Source organism: Bacillus sp. Brlt_9 (assembly GCF_051948935.1).
In the GTDB taxonomy this organism is placed as follows: Bacteria; Bacillota; Bacilli; order Bacillales; family Bacillaceae_G; genus Bacillus_A.
Window position 1 is genome coordinate 1 of record NZ_JAYJLO010000014.1, and the last position, 19,491, is coordinate 19,491.

Sequence of the window (19,491 nt, forward strand, 5' to 3'; positions counted from 1 at the left end):
CATTTTCGCGGAAGTAGTTCAGTGGTAGAATACAACCTTGCCAAGGTTGGGGTCGCGGGTTCGAATCCCGTCTTCCGCTTAATTACTAAGGGGCCTTAGCTCAGCTGGGAGAGCGCCTGCCTTGCACGCAGGAGGTCAGCGGTTCGATCCCGCTAGGCTCCATCTAATAGAGAAGCTTACATCATATGATGTAAGCTTTTTTTGTGTTTGAAAAGACAACGTTCATACTTGTCGTTTAAAATGAAGAAAACGTAAAAGTAAAGGGTGGGGATAATTGTGAAAGTTGTTATTGCATCTGATTCATATAAAGAAAGTTTAAAAGCTATAGAAGTATGTGAAGCTATAGAAAGAGGTTTTGGAGCAATTTTCCCTAAAGCAGAGTATGTAAAGATCCCGATTGGAGATGGAGGAGAAGGAACGGTGAATTCCCTTGTTGATGCTACAGGGGGGAGAATTATATCACTTCATGTGACAGGGCCGCTTAGGGAGAGCGTACAAGCCTTTTATGGTATGTCTAAAGATAAAAAGGCAGCGTTTATTGAAATGGCAGCAGCATCAGGATTACAACATGTTCCGGTTAAAAAACGAAACCCACTTATTACAACGACGAAAGGGACAGGAGAACTTATATTACATGCCCTAGACGAAGGAGCAGAGCATATTATTTTAGGACTTGGAGGAAGTGCTACAAATGATGGCGGAGCGGGTATGTTGTCAGCTTTAGGAGTTAGGTTTATGAATCAAGAAGGGGAAGTAATAGAGCCATCTGGAGGAACATTACATTCGATTGTCACTATTGATTTTTCGCAAATGGATTCACGTTTAGCGCATATAAAGTTAGAAGCAGCATGTGATGTAGATAATCCGTTAGTTGGAATAAGAGGAGCATCTTTCGTATTTGGACGGCAAAAGGGTGCGGATGCAGAGATGATGAAAGAGCTGGATGAAAATTTAAAGCATTATGCGCATATCCTAAAACAATCCTTATCTTGCGACGTATGTAAAACACCTGGTGCAGGAGCGGCAGGTGGAATGGGAGCAGCTGTTATTGCAGTGTTAAAGGGAAACTTGCGGAGAGGAATTGAAATTGTATTAGATTATACAAACTTTGATAAGCATATAGAAGGTGCAGACTTAATTATAACTGGTGAAGGGAGAATAGATGAACAAACAGCATATGGAAAGGCCCCTGTAGGTATTGCGGAGCGTGCAAAGCATTTTCATATTCCTGTCATTGCTATTGGAGGATCTGTATCTCCGAATTATCCGGCTGTTCATGAAAAAGGAATTGATGCAGTGTTTAGTATTACAGCGAGTCCGATGACGTTAGAAGAGGCATATAAAGTAGCAGAAGAGAATGTTGAAATGACAGCAAAGAATATTGCAGCAGTGTGGAAAATTGCATCAGAAAAACACTTCTAAATGTAGGAGTGTTTTTTATTATTATTTAATAATAATGATGTTAGTTGTTTCATCAAGTTAACTTTATACATAGAATAGTCTTAACATTTGGATTTTAAAGCGGATATAAGTGAATAATTTGTATATCCATACAGAAAAATGTCGAGTTGAGTCAGACTATATAAAAGATTTAAAATATTTAGTGAAGGCACAAAAGGGGGATACTATCTATGAAAAAAGAAATCTCAGTTATTGGAGTTCCAATGGATTTAGGACAGATGCGTCGCGGGGTAGATATGGGGCCAAGCGCAATCCGTTATGCAGGCGTAATTGAAAGAATTGAAGAAATTGGATATAACGTTAAAGATATGGGAGATATATGTATAGAGAGAGAAAAAGAAGTAGATGTAAATACAAGCTTAAGAAACCTTACACAAGTTGCAACTGTATGTAACGAATTAGCAAGTAAGGTAGATCATATTATAGAAGAAGGACGTTTTCCACTTGTATTAGGTGGCGACCATAGTATCGCTATTGGTACATTAGCTGGTGTTGCGAAACATTATAAAAACTTAGGTGTGATTTGGTATGATGCACATGGTGATTTAAATACAGAGGAAACTTCACCATCTGGAAATATTCATGGTATGTCACTTGCTGCAAGTTTAGGATATGGACATCCCGCGCTTGTAGATTTATACGGGGCATATCCAAAGGTGAAAAAAGAGAATGTTGTAATTATCGGTGCACGTGCATTAGATGAAGGGGAAAAAGACTTTATTCGCAATGAAGGCATTAAAGTATTCTCAATGCACGAGATTGATCGTATGGGTATGACGGCTGTTATGGAAGAAACAATCGCGTATTTATCTCATACTGATGGTGTGCATTTATCATTAGATTTAGATGGTCTTGATCCTCATGATGCACCAGGAGTTGGAACACCTGTAATTGGTGGTTTATCTTATCGTGAAAGCCATTTAGCAATGGAAATGTTAGCAGAAGCTGATATTGTTACATCTGCTGAGTTTGTTGAGGTAAATACGATTTTAGATGAGCGAAATAGAACGGCAACAACAGCAGTTGCTTTAATGGGTTCTTTATTCGGTGAAAAACTAAAATAAATGTAAGAAAAGCAACTGAGAAGTTGCTTTTTTTATTTGAAAATAGGCGTATAATAATGATTTATATTATACTGTAAGATAAAAATGTTTGACATCTTACCAATTTGAGGTAAAGGGGGTTGTTTGTAATTGTCGTTTGTTTCATGTATGGTATAATTAACTAGTTGTTGGAAATACATACAGATAGAGCATAAAACAATATTTCAATATATGGATAGAATTGCTCGTAAGTAGGAGGAAGGGATAGCATGCCTTTTGAAGATACGACCATTTTGAAATATCTTAGTACGGCATTAGATATTGCCATTGTATGGTTTATTATATATAAGCTAATTCTTATAATCCGAGGGACGAAAGCTGTTCAACTTTTAAAAGGGATTACAGTTATCATTGTCGTTAAGATGATTAGTATTTTCCTTGAATTGCATACGCTATCTTGGCTAACTGAACAAGTATTAACGTGGGGATTTTTAGCCGTTATTATTATCTTTCAGCCAGAATTGCGAAGAGCACTTGAGCAGCTAGGACGTGGGAGCTTATTTTCACGTACTGGAACCCATGAGGATGATGAGTCTGAAATGGTTGCAACAGCGATAGCAAAAGCAACGGAATATATGGGGAAACGTAGAATAGGTGCATTAATTACTTTGTCAAAAGAGACCGGTATGGTTGATTATGTGGAAACAGGTATTCCGCTAAATGCAAACGTATCATCGGAATTACTCATTAATATTTTCATTCCTAATACACCTCTTCACGATGGAGCGGTCATTATGCAAGGAAGTACCATTAAAGCAGCAGCATGCTATCTTCCATTATCAGAAAGTCCGTTTATTTCTAAAGAATTAGGAACTAGACATCGTGCTGCAATGGGAGTTAGTGAAGTTACTGATAGTATTACAGTAGTTGTGTCTGAAGAAACTGGTCAAATTTCTTTAACGAAAAATGGTAAGTTGCATCGTGATTTGAAGACAGAACAGCTGAAGGATATGTTATTAGCTGAATTTAGTGGAAACGAAAAAACGACTTCTTCGTCTTTATGGAATTGGAGGAGAAAGCGTCATGGATAAGTTAATGGAGAATCATTGGTTTTTAAAGGGTATCTCATTACTATTGGCGTGTATGCTTTTTATGTCAGCGACGTTAACTGAAAAAAATACGACATCAGGTATATTACCTTTTGCAAATGATACGAAAGAAACATTAACTAATTATGAGATTAATCTTAAGTATGATGAGGAGAAATATATTGTAAGTGGTATTCCAGCAGAGGGCGTTAAGGTGAAGTTAGAAGGCCCAAAAGCATCAGTTGCTACAGCAAAAGCAAAAAAACAATTTGACATACCAATTGATTTGCGAGATAGTCCAAAAGGAACTTATGAGATTTCTTTAAAAACGAACGGGCTTCCAGATGATGTGAAAGGAACAGTTCAGCCATCAACAATTAAAGTTACTCTTCATGAAAAGGCGAGAAAATATGTTCATGTAGATTTGAAATTATCAAATGAGGATCAGATGCCAGCGGGGGCTACTCTCGAAAAATCAAGCCTTAAACCGGATACTGTTGAGGTAGTTGGGACGAAAGAAGAAATTGAAAGCATTTCAGCTGCCAAAGCGTATGTTGATTTAAAGGGTGTTAATAAAACTGTTACAAAAACGCCCGAAGTTACATTATACAATAAAGAAGGAAAACGTTTAAATGTAAGAACAAGTCCATCTAAGATTAGTGTAACGTTGAATGTGGCAACGCAAACTACAGCCAATAATACTGAAAAAACTGTTCCTGTAACGTATACGAAAAAGGGGAGTTTAGCAGAAGGATTGGCCGTTACAAATATTAGCGTTGAGCCGCGAGAAGTAACGATAGCAGGTCCAAAAGATGTATTGGATAATATACAATCGATAGGGGGGGTCGAAGTAGATCTTAGTCAATTGACAGAGTCTACAACATTCGATACCTCTGTTTTATTGCCAAAGGGTGTAACAAGTGCAAAACCGAATCAAGTGAAGGTTTCAGTAGGCGTACAAAAAACAAAACAAACGAAAACAAGAACGATTGATGGTATATCGATTCAAAAAAATGGACTTTCTAAAGATGTTACGGTCCAGCTACTTTCGCCGCAAGATGGGAAGATAAGCGTTGATATTTCAGGAGAAACAAGTATAGTAGATAAAATAACAGCAGCTCAAATAACAGCAGCCATTAATCTGCAAAATGTATCTCCGGGAACAAAAGATGTTTCCATTCAAGTGAGCGGTCCTAGTAATATTTCAATAGAACCAAAGCAAAAAAGTGCTAAGGTCACAATTGTGAAGAAAGAAAGTCCAGATAAAGAAGTACAAGGTGACGGTGAAAAAACAGATTCAAATCATAACCAAGATAATCAAACTGAAAAACCAAAAAATCCTGAACCTGAACCTAAGCCTGACCCGGAAAAGGAACAAGAACAAAATAAAGATAAAGAAAAAGAAACTAGTCAAGAGCCAACAGTAGATAATCAAAAAGAGCCAGAAAAAGGAGCGAATCATAATGGGTAAATATTTTGGTACAGATGGAGTACGTGGGGTTGCGAACCAGGAGTTAACACCTGAATTAGCGTTCAAAATTGGACGTTTTGGTGGTTATGTATTAACAAAAGATACAGATCGTCCAAAAGTAATTATTGGCCGTGATACACGTATATCAGGGCATATGTTAGAAGGAGCTTTAGTAGCAGGTCTATTATCAACTGGAGCAGAAGTAATGCGTCTTGGTGTTATTTCTACACCGGGTGTTGCTTATTTAACAAAAGCGTTAGATGCACAAGCAGGTGTTATGATTTCTGCATCTCATAATCCGGTACAAGATAACGGAATTAAATTCTTCGGTTCAGACGGTTTTAAATTAACAGATGAGCAAGAAGAAGAAATCGAAGCTTTATTAGATAAAGAAGTTGATGAATTACCACGTCCGACAGGTACTAACCTTGGACAAGTGAGTGATTATTTTGAAGGCGGACAAAAATATTTACAATACATTAAACAAACTGTAGAGGAAGACTTCTCTGGTTTACATATCGCTTTAGATTGCGCGCATGGTGCTACGTCTTCATTAGCTCCGTACTTATTTGCTGATTTAGAAGCTGATATTTCAACAATGGGAACTTCACCAAACGGTATGAATATTAACGATGGAGTAGGTTCTACACATCCAGAAGTATTAGCGGAATTAGTAAAAGAAAAAGGTGCTGATATCGGTCTTGCTTTTGATGGTGACGGTGACCGTTTAATCGCTGTAGATGAAAAAGGAAACATCGTTGATGGCGATCAAATTATGTTTATTTGTGCGAAATACATGAAAGAAACTGGTCAACTGAAGCACAATACAGTTGTTTCAACGGTTATGAGTAACTTAGGTTTCTACAAAGCACTTGAAGCTAACAGTATTACAAGTGATAAAACAGCAGTTGGTGATCGCTACGTAATGGAAGAGATGAAGCGTGGTGGATATAACCTGGGCGGAGAACAATCAGGTCACATTATCTTACTTGATTACATTACAACTGGTGATGGAATGTTAAGTGCACTTCAACTTGTAAACATCATGAAAATGACGAAAAAACCATTATCTGAGCTTGCAGGAGAAATGACGAAGTTCCCGCAATTACTAGTAAACGTTCGTGTAACAGATAAAAAACTAGCATTAGAAAATGAAAAAATTAAAGAAATTATTCGTGTTGTAGAGGAAGAAATGAACGGTGATGGCCGCATTCTTGTTCGTCCATCTGGAACAGAGCCACTTATTCGTGTAATGGCAGAAGCACCAACACAAGAAGTTTGTGACGCATATGTACATCGTATTGTAGAAGTTGTGAAAGCTGAAGTTGGCGCTGAATAATTCAATAAATTTATGAAAAAGGAGCACAAGAAGTGCTCCTTTTTCATATGTTTTATAGACGATGAAAAAAATTTCATTGACGGTTTATCTATGTTTGTTATAAGATGGTCTTGTTCTTTTTCTCAAAGGAAATATTGTAAATTATAGAAGCGCCAGAACTACAAGTAGTGTAGTTGACGAGGTGGGGTTTATCGAGATTTCGGCGGATGACTCCCGGTTGCTCATCACAACCGCAAGCTTTTACTTAAATCATTAAGGTGACTTAGTGGACAAAGGTGAAAGTGTGATGAGAGAAAAGGAACGGATACAAACTAGCTGTATAAGTATATACGGACTTAAACCCAATCGAGAGGAAGGTGAAAGCCGTTACAAGCTTACAGGGCTAGCAATATGTAATCCGTTTTTTAGTATAAATAAAAATGGTATCGGACTATGTCGTTACATGTTCGCAGAGCAATGTAAGCATTTGTAACGGCGACTAAACATGTGTGGAATCGTAGGATTTATTGGAGAGCAAGATGCAAAGGAAATTTTATTAAAAGGTTTAGAAAAGCTAGAATATCGTGGATATGATTCAGCAGGTATTGCAGTACAAGCAGAGAACGGTGTTGTTGTATACAAAGAAAAAGGCCGTATTGCAAAACTTCGCGAAATCGTAGATGAGAACGTAGCAGCAAGCGTGGGAATCGGTCACACACGCTGGGCTACACATGGTGTTCCAAGTAAAGTAAACGCGCATCCGCATCAAAGTACATCAAAACGCTTTACACTAGTTCATAACGGTGTAATTGAAAACTATGAATTAGTGAAAAAGGAATATTTACAAGATGTAACGTTCGTAAGTGAAACAGATACAGAGATTATCGTACAGCTTATGGAACAACAAGTGAGCACAGGATTAAGTGTAGAAGAAGCGTTCCGTAATACGCTATCTCTTTTACATGGCTCTTATGCAATCGGACTACTTGATGCTGAAAATCCAAACATGATTTATGTTGCTAAAAACAAAAGCCCGCTATTAGTAGGTGTTGGTGACAACTTTAATGTTGTGGCGAGCGACGCTATGGCGATGTTACAAGTTACAGATCAATTTATTGAATTGATGGATAAAGAAATCGTAATTGTAACGAAAGAAAGCATTACAATTAAAAACTTACAAGGTGAAACGATTGAACGTGCACCGTTTACAGCGGAATTAGACGCAAGTGATATTGAAAAAGGAACATACCCTCATTTCATGCTTAAAGAAATCGATGAGCAACCACTTGTAATCCGTAATATAATTCAAAAGTATCAAGATGAAAATGGCGAGATTGAATTAGATCAAGACATTCGCAATGCGATTTTAGATAGCGATCGTATTTACATTATTGCATGTGGAACAAGTTATCATGCAGGTCTTGTTGGAAAACAATTTATCGAGAAGTTTGCAAAAATGCCAGTTGAAGTGCATGTAGCAAGTGAATTCTCTTATAACATGCCATTATTAACAGAAAGACCATTCTTCATTTACATTTCACAAAGTGGTGAAACAGCTGATAGCCGTGCAGTACTTGTACAAACAAATGAAATGGGTCATAAAGCATTAACGATTACAAACGTACCTGGTTCTACACTTTCTCGTGAAGCTGATTATACACTTCCGTTATACGCGGGACCAGAAATCGCAGTTGCATCAACGAAAGCTTACACAGCACAGCTTGCAGTACTTTCAATTTTGGCTGCAGACATTGCGAAAGCGAAAGGTGAAGTTCTTGATTTCGACTTAACACACGAATTAGGACTTGTAGCAAATGCAATGGTAGAACTTTGTGATCGAAAAGAAGAAATGGATGCATTAGCAAAACAATTTTTAGCAACAACGCGTAACTGTTTCTTCATCGGACGTAGCGTAGACTTCTACGTAGGATTAGAAGGTGCGTTAAAGCTAAAAGAAATCTCTTACATCCAAGCAGAAGGATTTGCTGGAGGAGAATTAAAACACGGTACAATCGCCTTAATCGAAAACGGTACACCAGTTATCGCACTTGCTACACAAGAGCACGTAAACCTTGGAATTCGTGGTAACGTGAAAGAAGTAGTAGCACGCGGAGCTAACCCATGTATCATCTCAATGAAAGGCTTAGAAATGGAAGGTGACAGCTTCGTATTACCAGCTGTACACGAAGCACTAGCACCGCTAGTAGCAGTTATTCCATTCCAACTTATCTCATACTACGCAGCACTGCACCGCGAGTGTGACGTTGATAAGCCACGTAACTTAGCTAAATCTGTTACGGTTGAGTAGGAGATCGGTGGATTTGAAATAAAGATACGATGTTTTACCCCTTTAGATATAGCTATCTAAAGGGGTATTTTTGTGTTAAAAAGAGCATCTAAAATCGATAGGAGAAAGTCAGGTTGCCCGTACTCCACTAAAGTATCACTTTAATTTTTCTGAATTTTTCGTTATCATTTTAAGTATTCGTGAACAATTTCCTTTATTATGAAAAGAAGAGAGGATAGATTACTAGGTATTACAAGGGGGCTTATTAATGAAAGTGAAAGCAAAAACATATTTAAGTATAGAAGAGATTATTTCATTACCGGCCTTATCAAGTGCAAACATAAGTGATGATGGCAAAAATGTAGCGTTTGTCAAGAAGACCGCTAACTGGAAAGGCAATACGTATAGAAATCATGTATGGATATATGAGAAAGATAAAGGGCAGAGTTATCCACTAACAAATGGGGATATAGATAGTACACAGCCATTATGGTCTCCAGATTCTAAGAGCATTGCATACCTTAGCCCAGGTGGTGACGGGGATAATACAAATCAGATCTTTGTTAAGTCAATAGAAGGTGGTAGTGAGGTTCAAATCACGAATGAGAAGGATGGAGTTAATACATTCAAATGGGAGCCTACTGGTAAAGGTTTGTATTATAGTGCACAGTCAAAAGAATGTGAAGAAATAAAGAAACGTAAGGAACTATATGGAGATTTCGACCATGTAGGTAAGGAACATCGGAATAATTGTTTATATTACATTGAAATAGAAAAAGGGATACAAAATGATAAAGAGGAACGTGAGATTAGTGGTATTTATCAACTAACGGATGGTAAGGATTTTTATATACATAACTTTGATATTTCTAATGATGGAAAAAAGGTTGTATGTATGGCTACACCAAGCCTAAATGATTATATGAATGGTGATCTATACATATTAGATGTTGAAGCTGGGGAACTACAAAAGATGAATATAAATAAGTTGTTAGGAGCGAGTGTCTGCTTTTCTCCTGAGGGCGATAAAATATGTTACGCAGCAAGTATAAGAGAGAAGGATTACTATAGAAACCATATACAAGATAGTACATTAGAGATATATGATATGAATACGGGAGAGGTAATTCAACCTTTAACAAACTTTGATAGTACGGTTATGCCATTACAGTGGACGGCTAAAGGGATTTTAATTAGATGGCAGGATAAAACGAATTACCGTATTGGATTGCTATGTGAGAATGGCACTGTGGAAATGTTAAGCGAACCAGTAGATGGGTTTATAATGGATGCCGCTATAACAAGGGATGGCAATCATATAACATATACTAAGGCTATAACAAATGAAACCTTTGAAATCTATTTGGATGATAAAAAAATAACAAATGAAAATAGCTTTTTCGAAGGAAGGCTTAAAAGTAATAGAGAAATCATCTCATGGAAAAGTAGTGATGGTCTTGAAATAGAGGGTGTTCTATCAACTCCAGTAGAGTTTGATACAAATAAAAAATATCCCTTATTAGTAGTAATCCATGGTGGTCCGAATTGGGCGTCCTTTCCGATATTTTCAGATTATTTTAATGAGAAATATCCGATTGAGCAGTTTATCGAAAAAGGCTTTATCGTTTTAGAGCCAAACTATAGAGGAAGTTCTGGTTATGGTAATGAGTTTTTAAAAGCAAACTATAGAAAACAAGGAATTGCTGATTATGATGATGTTATATCTGGAGTGGATGCACTAGTTGAAAAAGGGATTGTAGATAAAGATAGAGTAGGAGTTATGGGATGGAGTAACGGAGGATATATATCTGCTTTCTGTTCTACATTTAGCAGTAGATTTAAAGCTATTTCAGTTGGAGGTGGCATTACGAACTGGAGTACCCATTATGTAAATACAGATATCCCTTACTTTATTAGCATGTATTTAGGAAATACTCCATGGAATGATCCAGAGATATATAAGAAGGCATCGCCAATGACATATATTAAATCAGCTTGTACACCTACGTTAATTCAACATGGGGAAAAGGATGCAAGAATTCCAATTACAAATGCATATGAGTTATATGAAGGATTAAGAGATATGGAAGTTGATACAGAACTAATTATATTTAAAGAAATGGCATATAGTTCTGATCAGCCAGGAATTCATGTAGCTATTATGAAGCAGAACTTGATGTGGTTTTCACATTATATTCTTGGCGAAAGTATGGAGGGATTTCGTACTATATAATGGATATTCGTACAGGGATTTTTCGTTGTGTAATCGTGTCAGGTTGTTGTAAACTGTATGCAAACCATTATGATTATAAGGAAACGTAATTCGGAGGACTAATATGACAGAGAATAAAAATGAGTTATCTGTAGAACAACGTGAAGAACTATTAAAAGTATTACAAGCACGTTTTGAGAAAAACATGAACCGCCATGAAAGTCTTGAATGGGCTAAAGTTGAAGCGAAACTGGCTACTAATAATGAAAAATTATGGTCAATTCATGAAATGGAAGTAACTGGCGGTGAGCCGGATGTTGTTGGTTATGATGAAGAGAAGGACGAGTATACTTTCTGTGATTGTTCAAAGGAGAGCCCTAAAGGCCGCAGAAGTCTTTGTTATGATCTTGAAGCGTTAGAGGCAAGAAAAAAACATAAACCAGAAAATAACGTTATTGATGTCGCAACTGCTATGGGCATTGAATTATTAACTGAAGAACAATACCGAGGGTTACAACAACTTGGGGATTTCGATATGAAATCATCAAGCTGGGTGCAAACACCTTCAGATATTCGAGAACTCGGTGGTGCGCTATTTTGCGATTATCGCTTCGGACACGTTTTCGTGTATCACAATGGGGCAGACTCTTATTACGCTGCCAGAGGTTTTCGTGGCTCGTTAAGAGTTTAAATTTGGAGTAAACAAAAAAGAGCCTATACGTAGGCTCTTTTTCTTACTTATATTTTAAAAGTAAACTGTTACTACGCAGTTTTACTTAATTTATATGTTTCATGTTTGTTTTTACGGAAAAGTTTAGGGAAAACATAGCCATCTAATCCAATGCGTCCAGCATTATGACCTGCAACTAAAATGAACATAGTTAAAATAAGTAGATTTGGGTTTACACTAACAGTTCCACTTAGTAAAAATGAAAGATTCATTATAATTCCAAAGAATGCAGCAGTTTTTGTTAATCCGCCTAAAATTAAACCTAGACCTACTAAAATTTCTCCCCATTGAACTAAAAAGCTAAATAGGTCTGCATTTGGAAGAACAAAGTGTTGAAGGAAATCTGCCCACCAACTTTGTACGGCAGGGTGGTCACCTGACGCTTGAGCGATAGCGCCCTTTAGAAAACCACTTGCATCAAAAGATTGTCCGAAAACTTTACCTATCCCAGCAGAGAGCCATGCATATCCTATGTAAAATCGTAAAAATAATAATATGAAAGCAGCACGTTTATCAGTCCTTAAAAAATTGATAACCATTGAAATCCCTCCAATATTGTATTTACAAGTTTATTATATATCCATTGTGAAAAAATTCACAATGGATAAAGTGTGAACAAAAATGGTTGTTTTATACAAATAAAAAAGGCATATAACAATCCTATGTTATATGCCTTTTCTATTATATATTTAGTAATTTATTTCGGTAATGTAAATTTAACTTTTTTCCCTTGTGAAATATCTTTTGCTTCTTTATTTCTCATAGGTCCTAACTCAATCTCAAAGCTTTTGTCTTTCCAAATCTTTTCATACTGCTCTTGATCTAAAATATATACTTGTAGTAACTCTCCAGATGTTCCCGTTTTAACTGCAGCGTTATAGTCGTAATTTAGTAGCATACCTTCATTAATTGTATATTGTGTACCATCATTCACTCTCAATGTAGAGCTTATAGGAGATAGTGAAACGTCTTGAGTATCTTTGTTATCAAGCTTGAATTTCACTGTTAATAGAACAATACCATTTTTGAAATTTGCAAAGCGTGGTGCTTCGACAGAATTTGGTGTGAATTGAGTAAATTGGTATCCGTCTAATGTAACATTAACAGCGCCTAATTCTTGGCTGTTATTAATACTTGATTTCTCTTTTAACATTTTTTTATCGCCCATGTTATTAGCTGTAGCTTTATCTTGGTAGAAAGTGTTATTTGTTGCAACTTTTTCAGCACCTTGTTTGTTTAAACTTAATGAAAAGCTTCCAGGGCTTCCGATTGGAGCATCAAATTTTCCTTTATTCGCTTGTGCAGTTGGGACTGTGACTGAGACTGTTGAGAGACTTGAAATTTTGGCTAAATCATCTTTTCCGAATGGATAAGCGATATAACCAGAAATAGTTTCTCCTGCTTTTACTAAGTAATCATTCGTTGGAGCAAGCTTAGTTGGGAGCTGGTCTTCTTTTGGAATTAAGTCTTTATAGTTACTATATACTTTCTGCGCACCAGTAAATGACATGTCCAATGCTGGCATATAATAAATATCTTTAGCTGAACTATTTTTTACGCTGTAGTTCACAAGAATAACTCCGCCCTCTGTTTGACGATTAAACGGAATGTCGAAGTTTGTATGGAATCCGTTTAATTCAACTACTGTATAACCATTCATTGTTACTGAAACATCTTCAGCTTTATACACTTGTGGTTCTTTATTTTCAAAAAGAACTTTTGTTTTACCACCTGTTTCTTTTTCCATATAGGAAATCAGCTTAGAGTAATCGCTTGAGCTAGTAGCTGTATTTTCAGGCTTTTTATCGTCATTTTTTTTATCTTCGGATTTTTTTTCTTCCGGTTTATTTTCTTTCGTTGTATCCGTTTTTTCTGTTTTGCTTTCTTTTGTTGTATTTTCTTTTTGTTCTTTATTTGTCGTATCGCTTTGACCACAGCCAGTTATTACAAACGCTGCTACGATTACTGTAGAAAATAAAGAAAGTAATTTTTTTGACATGCTTTTTCCCCCTATTTGTTTAAAACTAGTTGAGTCTGTATAATCAGACCGTTTATAACTCTCACATTAGCCCCACAGTTTATTATAAAAAATAAAGGCAGTATTTACCAGTGTTTTTCTGATTGTTTTAATTATTTAGTTATTGTAATATACTAAAATTAGTAGAAGATCAGCATGGAATATTGAGTTTTATTTTTTTATCATTTGAAATATTACATCATATTGGTATGATAGAAATAGAGATATATGGAAAGGGGACAAGGACTTAATATGTGGATGAGCTTGTAATGATTAGAAACTAGATAGATAAATTTTTCTCTCGTAAGTGAGTGTTTATTTAGCTATCTGTAAATCATGCGAGGACTGCATATTTGGCTTGTACATCCCTTTTGTAAGGATAATGTGTAGGGAAATTCATATCTCTTATATAAAGTATGCGTCCTTTAAATTGGAGGAGTATATGATGAATCAATTAAAAAATAAAATAGCAGTTGTTACAGGGGTAAGTCGTCTAGATGGTATAGGTGCAGCGATTTGTAAAGAATTAGCTGAAGCAGGATACGATATATTTTTTACGTATTGGACAGCGTACGATAAAGAGATGCCTTGGGGCGTTGAGCAAAGTGAACAAATACAATTAAAAGAAGAGTTACTAAAAAACGGTGTGAAAGTATCCAGTATGGAGTTAGATTTAACTCAGAATGCTGCACCGAAAGAGCTTATAAATAAAGTTACTGAACAATTAGGTTACCCTCATATATTAATTAATAATGCAGCGTATTCTACGAATAATGACTTCTCTAATTTGACTGCTGAAGAATTAGATAAGCACTACATGGTTAATGTTCGTGCGACTACGTTGTTAAGTAGTCAATTTGCCCGAGGATTTAATAAGAAATCTGGTGGTAGAATTGTGAATATGACATCGGGACAATTTAAAGGACCTATGGCAGGAGAACTAGCGTATGCAACAACGAAGGGAGCTATTGACGCTCTTACTAGTACATTGTCAGCTGAGGTAGCTCATTTAGGAATAACAGTGAATGCAATTAACCCAGGTCCAACTAGTACGGGATGGATGACCGAAGAGATACAGCAAGGATTAAAGCCGATGTTTCCTTTTGGTAGAATTGGTGAGCCAAGGGATGCAGCAAGACTTATTCAGTTTTTAGTAAGTGAAGAAGCAGAGTGGATTACTGGACAAGTTATTCATTCTGAAGGTGGATTTAAAAGGTAAAAAGAAGGTATCTCACCCTGGTGAGATACCTTCTTTTTTAATCTTTCTTCAATCTTCGTGCAACACCGTTGCCTAAAGACTGTAGTCCTTGAACGAGGATAATTAAAATAAAGACTGTTGCATACATTACTTCAGGTTCGTAGCGTAAATGTCCGAATCGATATGCTAAATCACCAAGACCGCCAGCACCTACAAGTCCAGCCATTGCTGTTGCGCCAATTAAGCCAATTGTTGCGATTGTTAATCCAAGTACAAGGGAGGGACGAGCTTCTTTCACCATAACGTGCCAAATAATTTTTATAGTAGAAACGCCCATCGCTTGGTAAGCTTCAATAACACCACGATCCACTTCTAATAAAGCTGTCTCCATTAGTCGTGCAATATAAGGAGCTGTGAATACGACAAGCGGTACGATAACACCTTGCACGCCAATGGATGTTCCCATTAGAAACTTTGTAAAAGGTAAAATGAAGAATAATAGAATGATAAATGGAAGAGAGCGAATGATATTAATAATTGTATTCAGAATTGGATAAATGATTTTATTTTCGTGCTGTCCACCAGGTCTCGTTAAAACAAGTGTGACACCGAGTGGTAGTGCAATAAGGATAGAGATGAATAGTGAAATAGATGTCATTTGAAAGGTTTGTATTGTCGCCTCCCATATAACTTTACCCCATTCATCCAAAAAGGACTTGTTTCCCATAATCTGTTCTACCTCCTTCTACGATGATCCCTTGCTCTTGTAAAAATGATAAAGCGCGGGCTACTTCATTTTTCTCACCCTGCATATGAATGATCAGTTTCCCATAAGCTTCATGTTTTAACTGTGTAATATTACCGGATAAAATATTTGGATATACTTGAAAACGTTTTGTAGCAACAGCTAATGCTGGCTCTCCTGAAGCATTCCCTATAAAGGAGAGAGTCACAATTTCACCGGTAGTTTGTAGTTCTTTTTGTACCTCTTCTGGAATCTTCGCTGCAAATGCACTATTTACGAATTTCTTCGTTGTTACATGTTGTGGGTTTGTGAAGATATCCTTCACAGTCCCGCTTTCAACTACTGCTCCATGTTCCATAACAGCAACTTGGTCACATATACGCTGGATGACATTCATTTCATGTGTAATTAATAAAATTGTAATCCCGATTTCTTCATTAATCTTTAGTAATAGGTCAAGAATAGAATCCGTTGTTTCTGGATCTAAAGCGCTCGTTGCTTCGTCGCTTAATAACACCTCAGGTTCATGTGATAGTGCACGTGCAATGGCAACACGTTGTTTCTGACCACCAGAAAGTTCACTCGGATAGGCATCTTTTCGGTTGAAAAGATCGACAATACGTAAATACTTTTCTACCCTTTTTTCAATTTCATTTTTGGAAAGACCAGATAGACGTAACGGTAATGCGATATTTTCATAAACTGTCACAGTTTTAAGTAAGTTGAAGCCTTGAAAAATCATCCCGATTTTTTGTCTCGATTTTGCTAGTTCTTTTGCTGATAAAGTTGTTAAGTCTTGGCCGTTTACGATGATATTTCCTGTCGTTGGTTTTTCTAATAAATTTACACATCGAATTAATGTACTTTTACCAGCGCCGCTATATCCAATGATTCCAAATACTTCGCCCTTTTTTACTTGGAGGGAAGTAGGTTTCAGAGCTTCCACATTCCCTTTTTTTGTTGTAAATATTTTGGATACATTTTTCAATTCAATCATTATCGTCAGCTCCTACCAAGACGGTAAAACAGAACCATCAAATTTTTTCTCGATAAATTCTTTTACTTCTTTAGATTGATAAGCTTTCTTTAATTTATTTACAACAGCATCATCTTTATTTTCAGTACGAACAACGACCCAGTTCACATATGGTGAATCTTTTCCCTCGCGGAAGATAGAATCTTTCGCAGGGCTTAATTTTGCACCTAATGCAAAGTTTGTATTAATTGCAGCTGCTTTCACTTCGCTTAGTTGTGTCGGTAATTGAGATGCCTCTAATTCAACAATCTTTAATTTTTTCGGATTTTCAATGACATCTTTCGCAGTCGCTTTTTCTGTCGCCTTTGGATCCACTTTTAAAACACCTGCTTTTTCAAATAGTTTTAAAGCTCGAAGTTCATTCGTTGGATCATTTGGCACAGCAATCGCATCGCCCTCTTTTAAATCTTTTACATCCTTTAAGCTTTTAGAATATACACCCATAGGGAATGTTACTGTTGAAAATACTTCCGTTAATTTCATATTGCGCTCAGCTTTAAATACGTCTAAATAAGATTTTGTTTGATAGCTATTTACATCAAGACTTTTTTCATCTAAGGATACGTTGGGTGCTACATAATCATTAAATACTTTTACATCAATTTCGAGTCCGTCTTTCGCTGCCACTTCTTTCACCTTTTCAAAGATTTGTTCATGCGGTCCGCCAGTTACGCCGACAGTAATCTTTTTCTCATCTAACGTTTTTACCTCTTTATCGGAATTAGCACCACATGCACCTAATAATAATACAGCTCCACTTACAATGCTCAATAATACTTTTTTCATCTATAATTCCCCCTTCATATACGTTCCAAAATAAAAAGCACCTCTCAAAAATAAGAGAGGTGCCGAATAGACAAAATAGTTTCCTCTCTTATCTTCCAAAACGAAAAATCGTTTTGCAGGAATTAGCACCTTAGCTTATACGTTATAAGCTCGGTTGCCGGGCATCATCGGGCCAGTCCCTCCGCCACTCTTGATAAGAGTATGTGTATGTAGTTTTTTAATATGGTACTAATAGTAAATCTTACAAAAAGAATTGTCAATGTTATTTTCTGAATATATTTTATTTTAAGGTAATCGAAACGTTACCTTTCTTATGTCCCTTTTCCACATACATATGAGCTTCAGCAATTTCTTCTAATTGGTAGGTTCTATCAATAACAGGCTTTAAATGTTCTGTTTCAGTTAGTTCTTTTAGTAGAATCATATCCTCTTTACTTACCTTTGCCATCATTCCATTAACAGATACATATTTTCCATTGGGTGTTAATGTATTTGTACAAAGGGATTTTTTATACTTCCCGACTGCATCAAATATAATATCGTAGCGCTCGCCCTGCTTAGTAAAATCTTCTTTCGTATAATCGATTACGTTATCAGCTCCTAAAGATTGAACGAGTTCAAAATTTGAATGACTACAAACAGCCGTAACGGTCGCACCGAAATATTTAGCAAGTTGTACAGCAGCTGTTCCTACCGATCCTGAGGCACCATATATGAGCACTTGTTGCCCTTTTTTTATACGGCCCTTTCTCAGGAAATGCAATGCTGAAGTTCCACCAAAAGGAATAACTGCCGCTTCTTCATACGTCACATTGGTAGGTTTTAATGTGATTAATCCACTTTCATGTACGCATGTGTACTCGGCATAACCACCGAGGTTTAGTTCTGTTAATGCAAAAATTTGATCCCCTTTTTTAAATTGAGTTACATCTGTTCCAATTTCCTCAATTTCTCCAGCTAATTCTACACCAAGTATAGGGTTTCTCGGTTTTCTGAAACCTAATATGATCCGCATAGGAATCCAAAATAAGAGGGGACTATTAAAACCGCGTATTCTACAGTCTCCAGTCGATACACTTGTTGCATGAATTTTAACTAATACTTCGTTCTTTTTAGGAGTAGGTTTCTCTATATTTTGAAGCTGAAGAACGTTAGGTGGTCCATACTTTGTGCAAATAATTGCTTTCATAATGACCTCCTGAAATGAGTTGTTGTTATTTACATCATATTTAAGCTCTTCATTAAACATGTCGCTATATAGCAAATATAGATTGAAAATTATATAGATTTCATAGGAAAAGAGGTGATATTATTTTGGGAAAGGGGGCGACATTATGAAAAAAATTATTTTTGTTTCAAGTTTAGTACTTGCAATCAGTCTAGGGGTAGGATGTAGTAATGAGAAAACAGCAAAGACGGATGAACCGAAAAAAGAATCTGTTCAAAAAGAAAAGGAATTAGCAGCGAAGGATGTTTTCAAGAAAACGAACGAAGCTTTTAAAAATGAAGAACATGTAACGATGACATATGATGTAGGGATAAAAGCTGAAGGAACAGAGATGGATATATTAAAGGCTAAGATGCAATTAGAGCCAAAGACAAAGAATTCTCGTTCTGAAATGAATATTTCTGGTACAGATGTTGTAGTGTATACTGTGGATGGTAAAGTAGCTGGTGAGGTGAAAAACCCTAATACAGGAGAAGTTATAACCGTGCCAGAGGAGCAATTAAACGCTGGTGGAATGAAAGCAACTCAAGATATTATAGATAAGTTAGAAGTACCGGAAGTAGTTTTAGATAAAATGAAGATGGAGAAAAGCGGAGATAAATATAAACTGAAATTTACATTAAAAGGGCAAGAAACAGAAAGTATGTTAACTAGCATGGATGAAACGCAGAAGAAAATGTTACAAGCACAAAATGCGAAGATAGAAGAAGTGGACGCAGAATATATCATTACAAAAGATTTTAAATATGAATCAGCAAAGATAGACATGATTATGAGTAGTAATGGCAAGGATAAAGCACACATTATTACGAACGCAAAATATACGTCGTACGAAAAGTTTGACCCAATACAATTGCCAGTAGCAAAGTAA

At 36.4% G+C, this 19,491-nt stretch carries 17 protein-coding genes, 2 tRNA genes and 1 riboswitch; of the genes, 13 read left to right on the forward strand and 6 right to left on the reverse strand.

Translation table 11 applies throughout. The features are described from left to right. Nucleotides 1-7 precede the first annotated feature (7 nt). From VF726_RS28805 to VF726_RS28855, 11 genes are all read left to right on the forward strand, one after another. Nucleotides 8-79, forward strand: a tRNA-Gly gene (locus VF726_RS28805). Between the two features lie 10 nt (nt 80-89). Beyond that, nucleotides 90-162, forward strand: a tRNA-Ala gene (locus tag VF726_RS28810). A 114-nt stretch (nt 163-276) separates the two neighbouring features. Beyond that, nucleotides 277-1,422 carry a glycerate kinase gene (locus VF726_RS28815; protein WP_440173639.1) on the forward strand — a complete coding sequence of 382 codons (1,146 nt, stop codon included), beginning with the start codon at nt 277-279 and terminating at the stop codon, nt 1,420-1,422. 209 nt (nt 1,423-1,631) lie between these two features. Further along, nucleotides 1,632-2,525, forward strand: a complete 894-nt coding sequence (gene rocF / locus VF726_RS28820) for an arginase (protein ID WP_440173640.1) — start codon at nt 1,632-1,634, stop codon at nt 2,523-2,525. A 248-nt stretch (nt 2,526-2,773) separates the two neighbouring features. Next, the gene (gene cdaA, locus VF726_RS28825) at nt 2,774-3,595 is read left to right on the forward strand and encodes a diadenylate cyclase CdaA (RefSeq protein ID WP_440029325.1); all 822 of its coding nucleotides are present in this window, start codon (nt 2,774-2,776) and stop codon (nt 3,593-3,595) included. Beyond that, entirely contained in the window at nt 3,588-5,063 is a 1,476-nt protein-coding gene (locus tag VF726_RS28830) for a CdaR family protein (protein WP_440173643.1), read from the forward strand. Before cdaA ends, VF726_RS28830 begins: the two co-directional genes overlap by 8 nt. Then, on the forward strand, nt 5,056-6,402 hold the full coding sequence (glmM, locus tag VF726_RS28835; protein ID WP_440173645.1) for a phosphoglucosamine mutase: 1,347 nt from the start codon (nt 5,056-5,058) through the stop codon (nt 6,400-6,402). The genes VF726_RS28830 and glmM overlap by 8 nt, the downstream gene beginning before the upstream one ends. 286 nt (nt 6,403-6,688) lie before the next feature. Beyond that, entirely contained in the window at nt 6,689-6,874 is a 186-nt protein-coding gene (locus VF726_RS28840; RefSeq protein ID WP_001208183.1) for a hypothetical protein, read from the forward strand. A gap of 12 nt (nt 6,875-6,886) precedes the next feature. Then, nucleotides 6,887-8,689 (forward strand): glutamine--fructose-6-phosphate transaminase (isomerizing), encoded by a 1,803-nt coding sequence (glmS, locus tag VF726_RS28845; protein ID WP_440173647.1) that lies wholly within the window; start codon nt 6,887-6,889, stop codon nt 8,687-8,689. A gap of 247 nt (nt 8,690-8,936) precedes the next feature. Next, on the forward strand, nt 8,937-10,901 hold the full coding sequence (locus VF726_RS28850) for a S9 family peptidase (protein ID WP_440173649.1): 1,965 nt from the start codon (nt 8,937-8,939) through the stop codon (nt 10,899-10,901). A 103-nt stretch (nt 10,902-11,004) separates the two neighbouring features. Next, nucleotides 11,005-11,571 carry a DUF4256 domain-containing protein gene (locus VF726_RS28855; RefSeq protein ID WP_440173650.1) on the forward strand — a complete coding sequence of 189 codons (567 nt, stop codon included), beginning with the start codon at nt 11,005-11,007 and terminating at the stop codon, nt 11,569-11,571. Nucleotides 11,572-11,642: 71 nt separating this feature from the next. Here VF726_RS28855 and VF726_RS28860 read toward each other — a convergent pair whose 3' ends face one another. Together VF726_RS28860 and VF726_RS28865 are read right to left on the reverse strand one after the other, a co-directional pair. Continuing rightward, a complete protein-coding gene (locus VF726_RS28860) occupies nt 11,643-12,149 on the reverse strand; it encodes a DoxX family membrane protein (protein WP_440173652.1) in 507 nt (168 codons plus the stop codon). 158 nt (nt 12,150-12,307) lie between these two features. Further along, nucleotides 12,308-13,609 (reverse strand): DUF5068 domain-containing protein, encoded by a 1,302-nt coding sequence (locus tag VF726_RS28865; RefSeq protein WP_440173653.1) that lies wholly within the window; start codon nt 13,607-13,609, stop codon nt 12,308-12,310. A gap of 460 nt (nt 13,610-14,069) precedes the next feature. Between VF726_RS28865 and VF726_RS28870 the strand changes: the two genes are divergently transcribed. Further along, nucleotides 14,070-14,846 carry an SDR family oxidoreductase gene (locus VF726_RS28870; RefSeq protein WP_440173655.1) on the forward strand — a complete coding sequence of 259 codons (777 nt, stop codon included), beginning with the start codon at nt 14,070-14,072 and terminating at the stop codon, nt 14,844-14,846. 37 nt (nt 14,847-14,883) lie between these two features. Here the strand turns inward: VF726_RS28870 and VF726_RS28875 are convergent, their stop codons facing one another. The 4 genes from VF726_RS28875 to VF726_RS28890 form a co-directional block, all read right to left on the reverse strand. Beyond that, nucleotides 14,884-15,552, reverse strand: a complete 669-nt coding sequence (locus VF726_RS28875; protein WP_000527137.1) for a methionine ABC transporter permease — start codon at nt 15,550-15,552, stop codon at nt 14,884-14,886. After that, on the reverse strand, nt 15,527-16,567 hold the full coding sequence (locus VF726_RS28880; RefSeq protein WP_440173657.1) for a methionine ABC transporter ATP-binding protein: 1,041 nt from the start codon (nt 16,565-16,567) through the stop codon (nt 15,527-15,529). The genes VF726_RS28875 and VF726_RS28880 overlap by 26 nt, the downstream gene beginning before the upstream one ends. 12 nt (nt 16,568-16,579) lie before the next feature. Then, a complete protein-coding gene (locus VF726_RS28885; RefSeq protein ID WP_440173659.1) occupies nt 16,580-17,392 on the reverse strand; it encodes a MetQ/NlpA family ABC transporter substrate-binding protein in 813 nt (270 codons plus the stop codon). Nucleotides 17,393-17,477: 85 nt separating this feature from the next. Further along, nucleotides 17,478-17,592, reverse strand: a riboswitch (SAM riboswitch). Nucleotides 17,593-17,672: 80 nt separating this feature from the next. Further along, nucleotides 17,673-18,581 (reverse strand): NAD(P)-dependent alcohol dehydrogenase, encoded by a 909-nt coding sequence (locus tag VF726_RS28890; RefSeq protein WP_440173661.1) that lies wholly within the window; start codon nt 18,579-18,581, stop codon nt 17,673-17,675. A gap of 145 nt (nt 18,582-18,726) precedes the next feature. Between VF726_RS28890 and VF726_RS28895 the strand changes: the two genes are divergently transcribed. Next, nucleotides 18,727-19,491 (forward strand): hypothetical protein, encoded by a 765-nt coding sequence (locus tag VF726_RS28895; protein ID WP_440173664.1) that lies wholly within the window; start codon nt 18,727-18,729, stop codon nt 19,489-19,491.

What these genes read in the sequence shown, in the direction of transcription:
- cdaA (WP_440029325.1), top strand. Translation starts at nt 2,774, where the DNA reads ATGCCTTTTGAAGATACGACCATTTTGAAATATCTTAGTACGGCATTA.
- VF726_RS28855 (WP_440173650.1), top strand. Translation starts at nt 11,005, where the DNA reads ATGACAGAGAATAAAAATGAGTTATCTGTAGAACAACGTGAAGAACTA.
- VF726_RS28860 (WP_440173652.1), bottom strand. Translation starts at nt 12,149, where the DNA reads ATGGTTATCAATTTTTTAAGGACTGATAAACGTGCTGCTTTCATATTA.
- glmM (WP_440173645.1), top strand. Translation starts at nt 5,056, where the DNA reads ATGGGTAAATATTTTGGTACAGATGGAGTACGTGGGGTTGCGAACCAG.
- VF726_RS28890 (WP_440173661.1), bottom strand. Translation starts at nt 18,581, where the DNA reads ATGAAAGCAATTATTTGCACAAAGTATGGACCACCTAACGTTCTTCAG.
- VF726_RS28895 (WP_440173664.1), top strand. Translation starts at nt 18,727, where the DNA reads ATGAAAAAAATTATTTTTGTTTCAAGTTTAGTACTTGCAATCAGTCTA.
- VF726_RS28865 (WP_440173653.1), bottom strand. Translation starts at nt 13,609, where the DNA reads ATGTCAAAAAAATTACTTTCTTTATTTTCTACAGTAATCGTAGCAGCG.
- VF726_RS28875 (WP_000527137.1), bottom strand. Translation starts at nt 15,552, where the DNA reads ATGGGAAACAAGTCCTTTTTGGATGAATGGGGTAAAGTTATATGGGAG.
- VF726_RS28870 (WP_440173655.1), top strand. Translation starts at nt 14,070, where the DNA reads ATGATGAATCAATTAAAAAATAAAATAGCAGTTGTTACAGGGGTAAGT.
- VF726_RS28830 (WP_440173643.1), top strand. Translation starts at nt 3,588, where the DNA reads ATGGATAAGTTAATGGAGAATCATTGGTTTTTAAAGGGTATCTCATTA.
- rocF (WP_440173640.1), top strand. Translation starts at nt 1,632, where the DNA reads ATGAAAAAAGAAATCTCAGTTATTGGAGTTCCAATGGATTTAGGACAG.
- VF726_RS28850 (WP_440173649.1), top strand. Translation starts at nt 8,937, where the DNA reads ATGAAAGTGAAAGCAAAAACATATTTAAGTATAGAAGAGATTATTTCA.
- glmS (WP_440173647.1), top strand. Translation starts at nt 6,887, where the DNA reads ATGTGTGGAATCGTAGGATTTATTGGAGAGCAAGATGCAAAGGAAATT.
- VF726_RS28885 (WP_440173659.1), bottom strand. Translation starts at nt 17,392, where the DNA reads ATGAAAAAAGTATTATTGAGCATTGTAAGTGGAGCTGTATTATTATTA.
- VF726_RS28840 (WP_001208183.1), top strand. Translation starts at nt 6,689, where the DNA reads ATGAGAGAAAAGGAACGGATACAAACTAGCTGTATAAGTATATACGGA.
- VF726_RS28880 (WP_440173657.1), bottom strand. Translation starts at nt 16,567, where the DNA reads ATGATTGAATTGAAAAATGTATCCAAAATATTTACAACAAAAAAAGGG.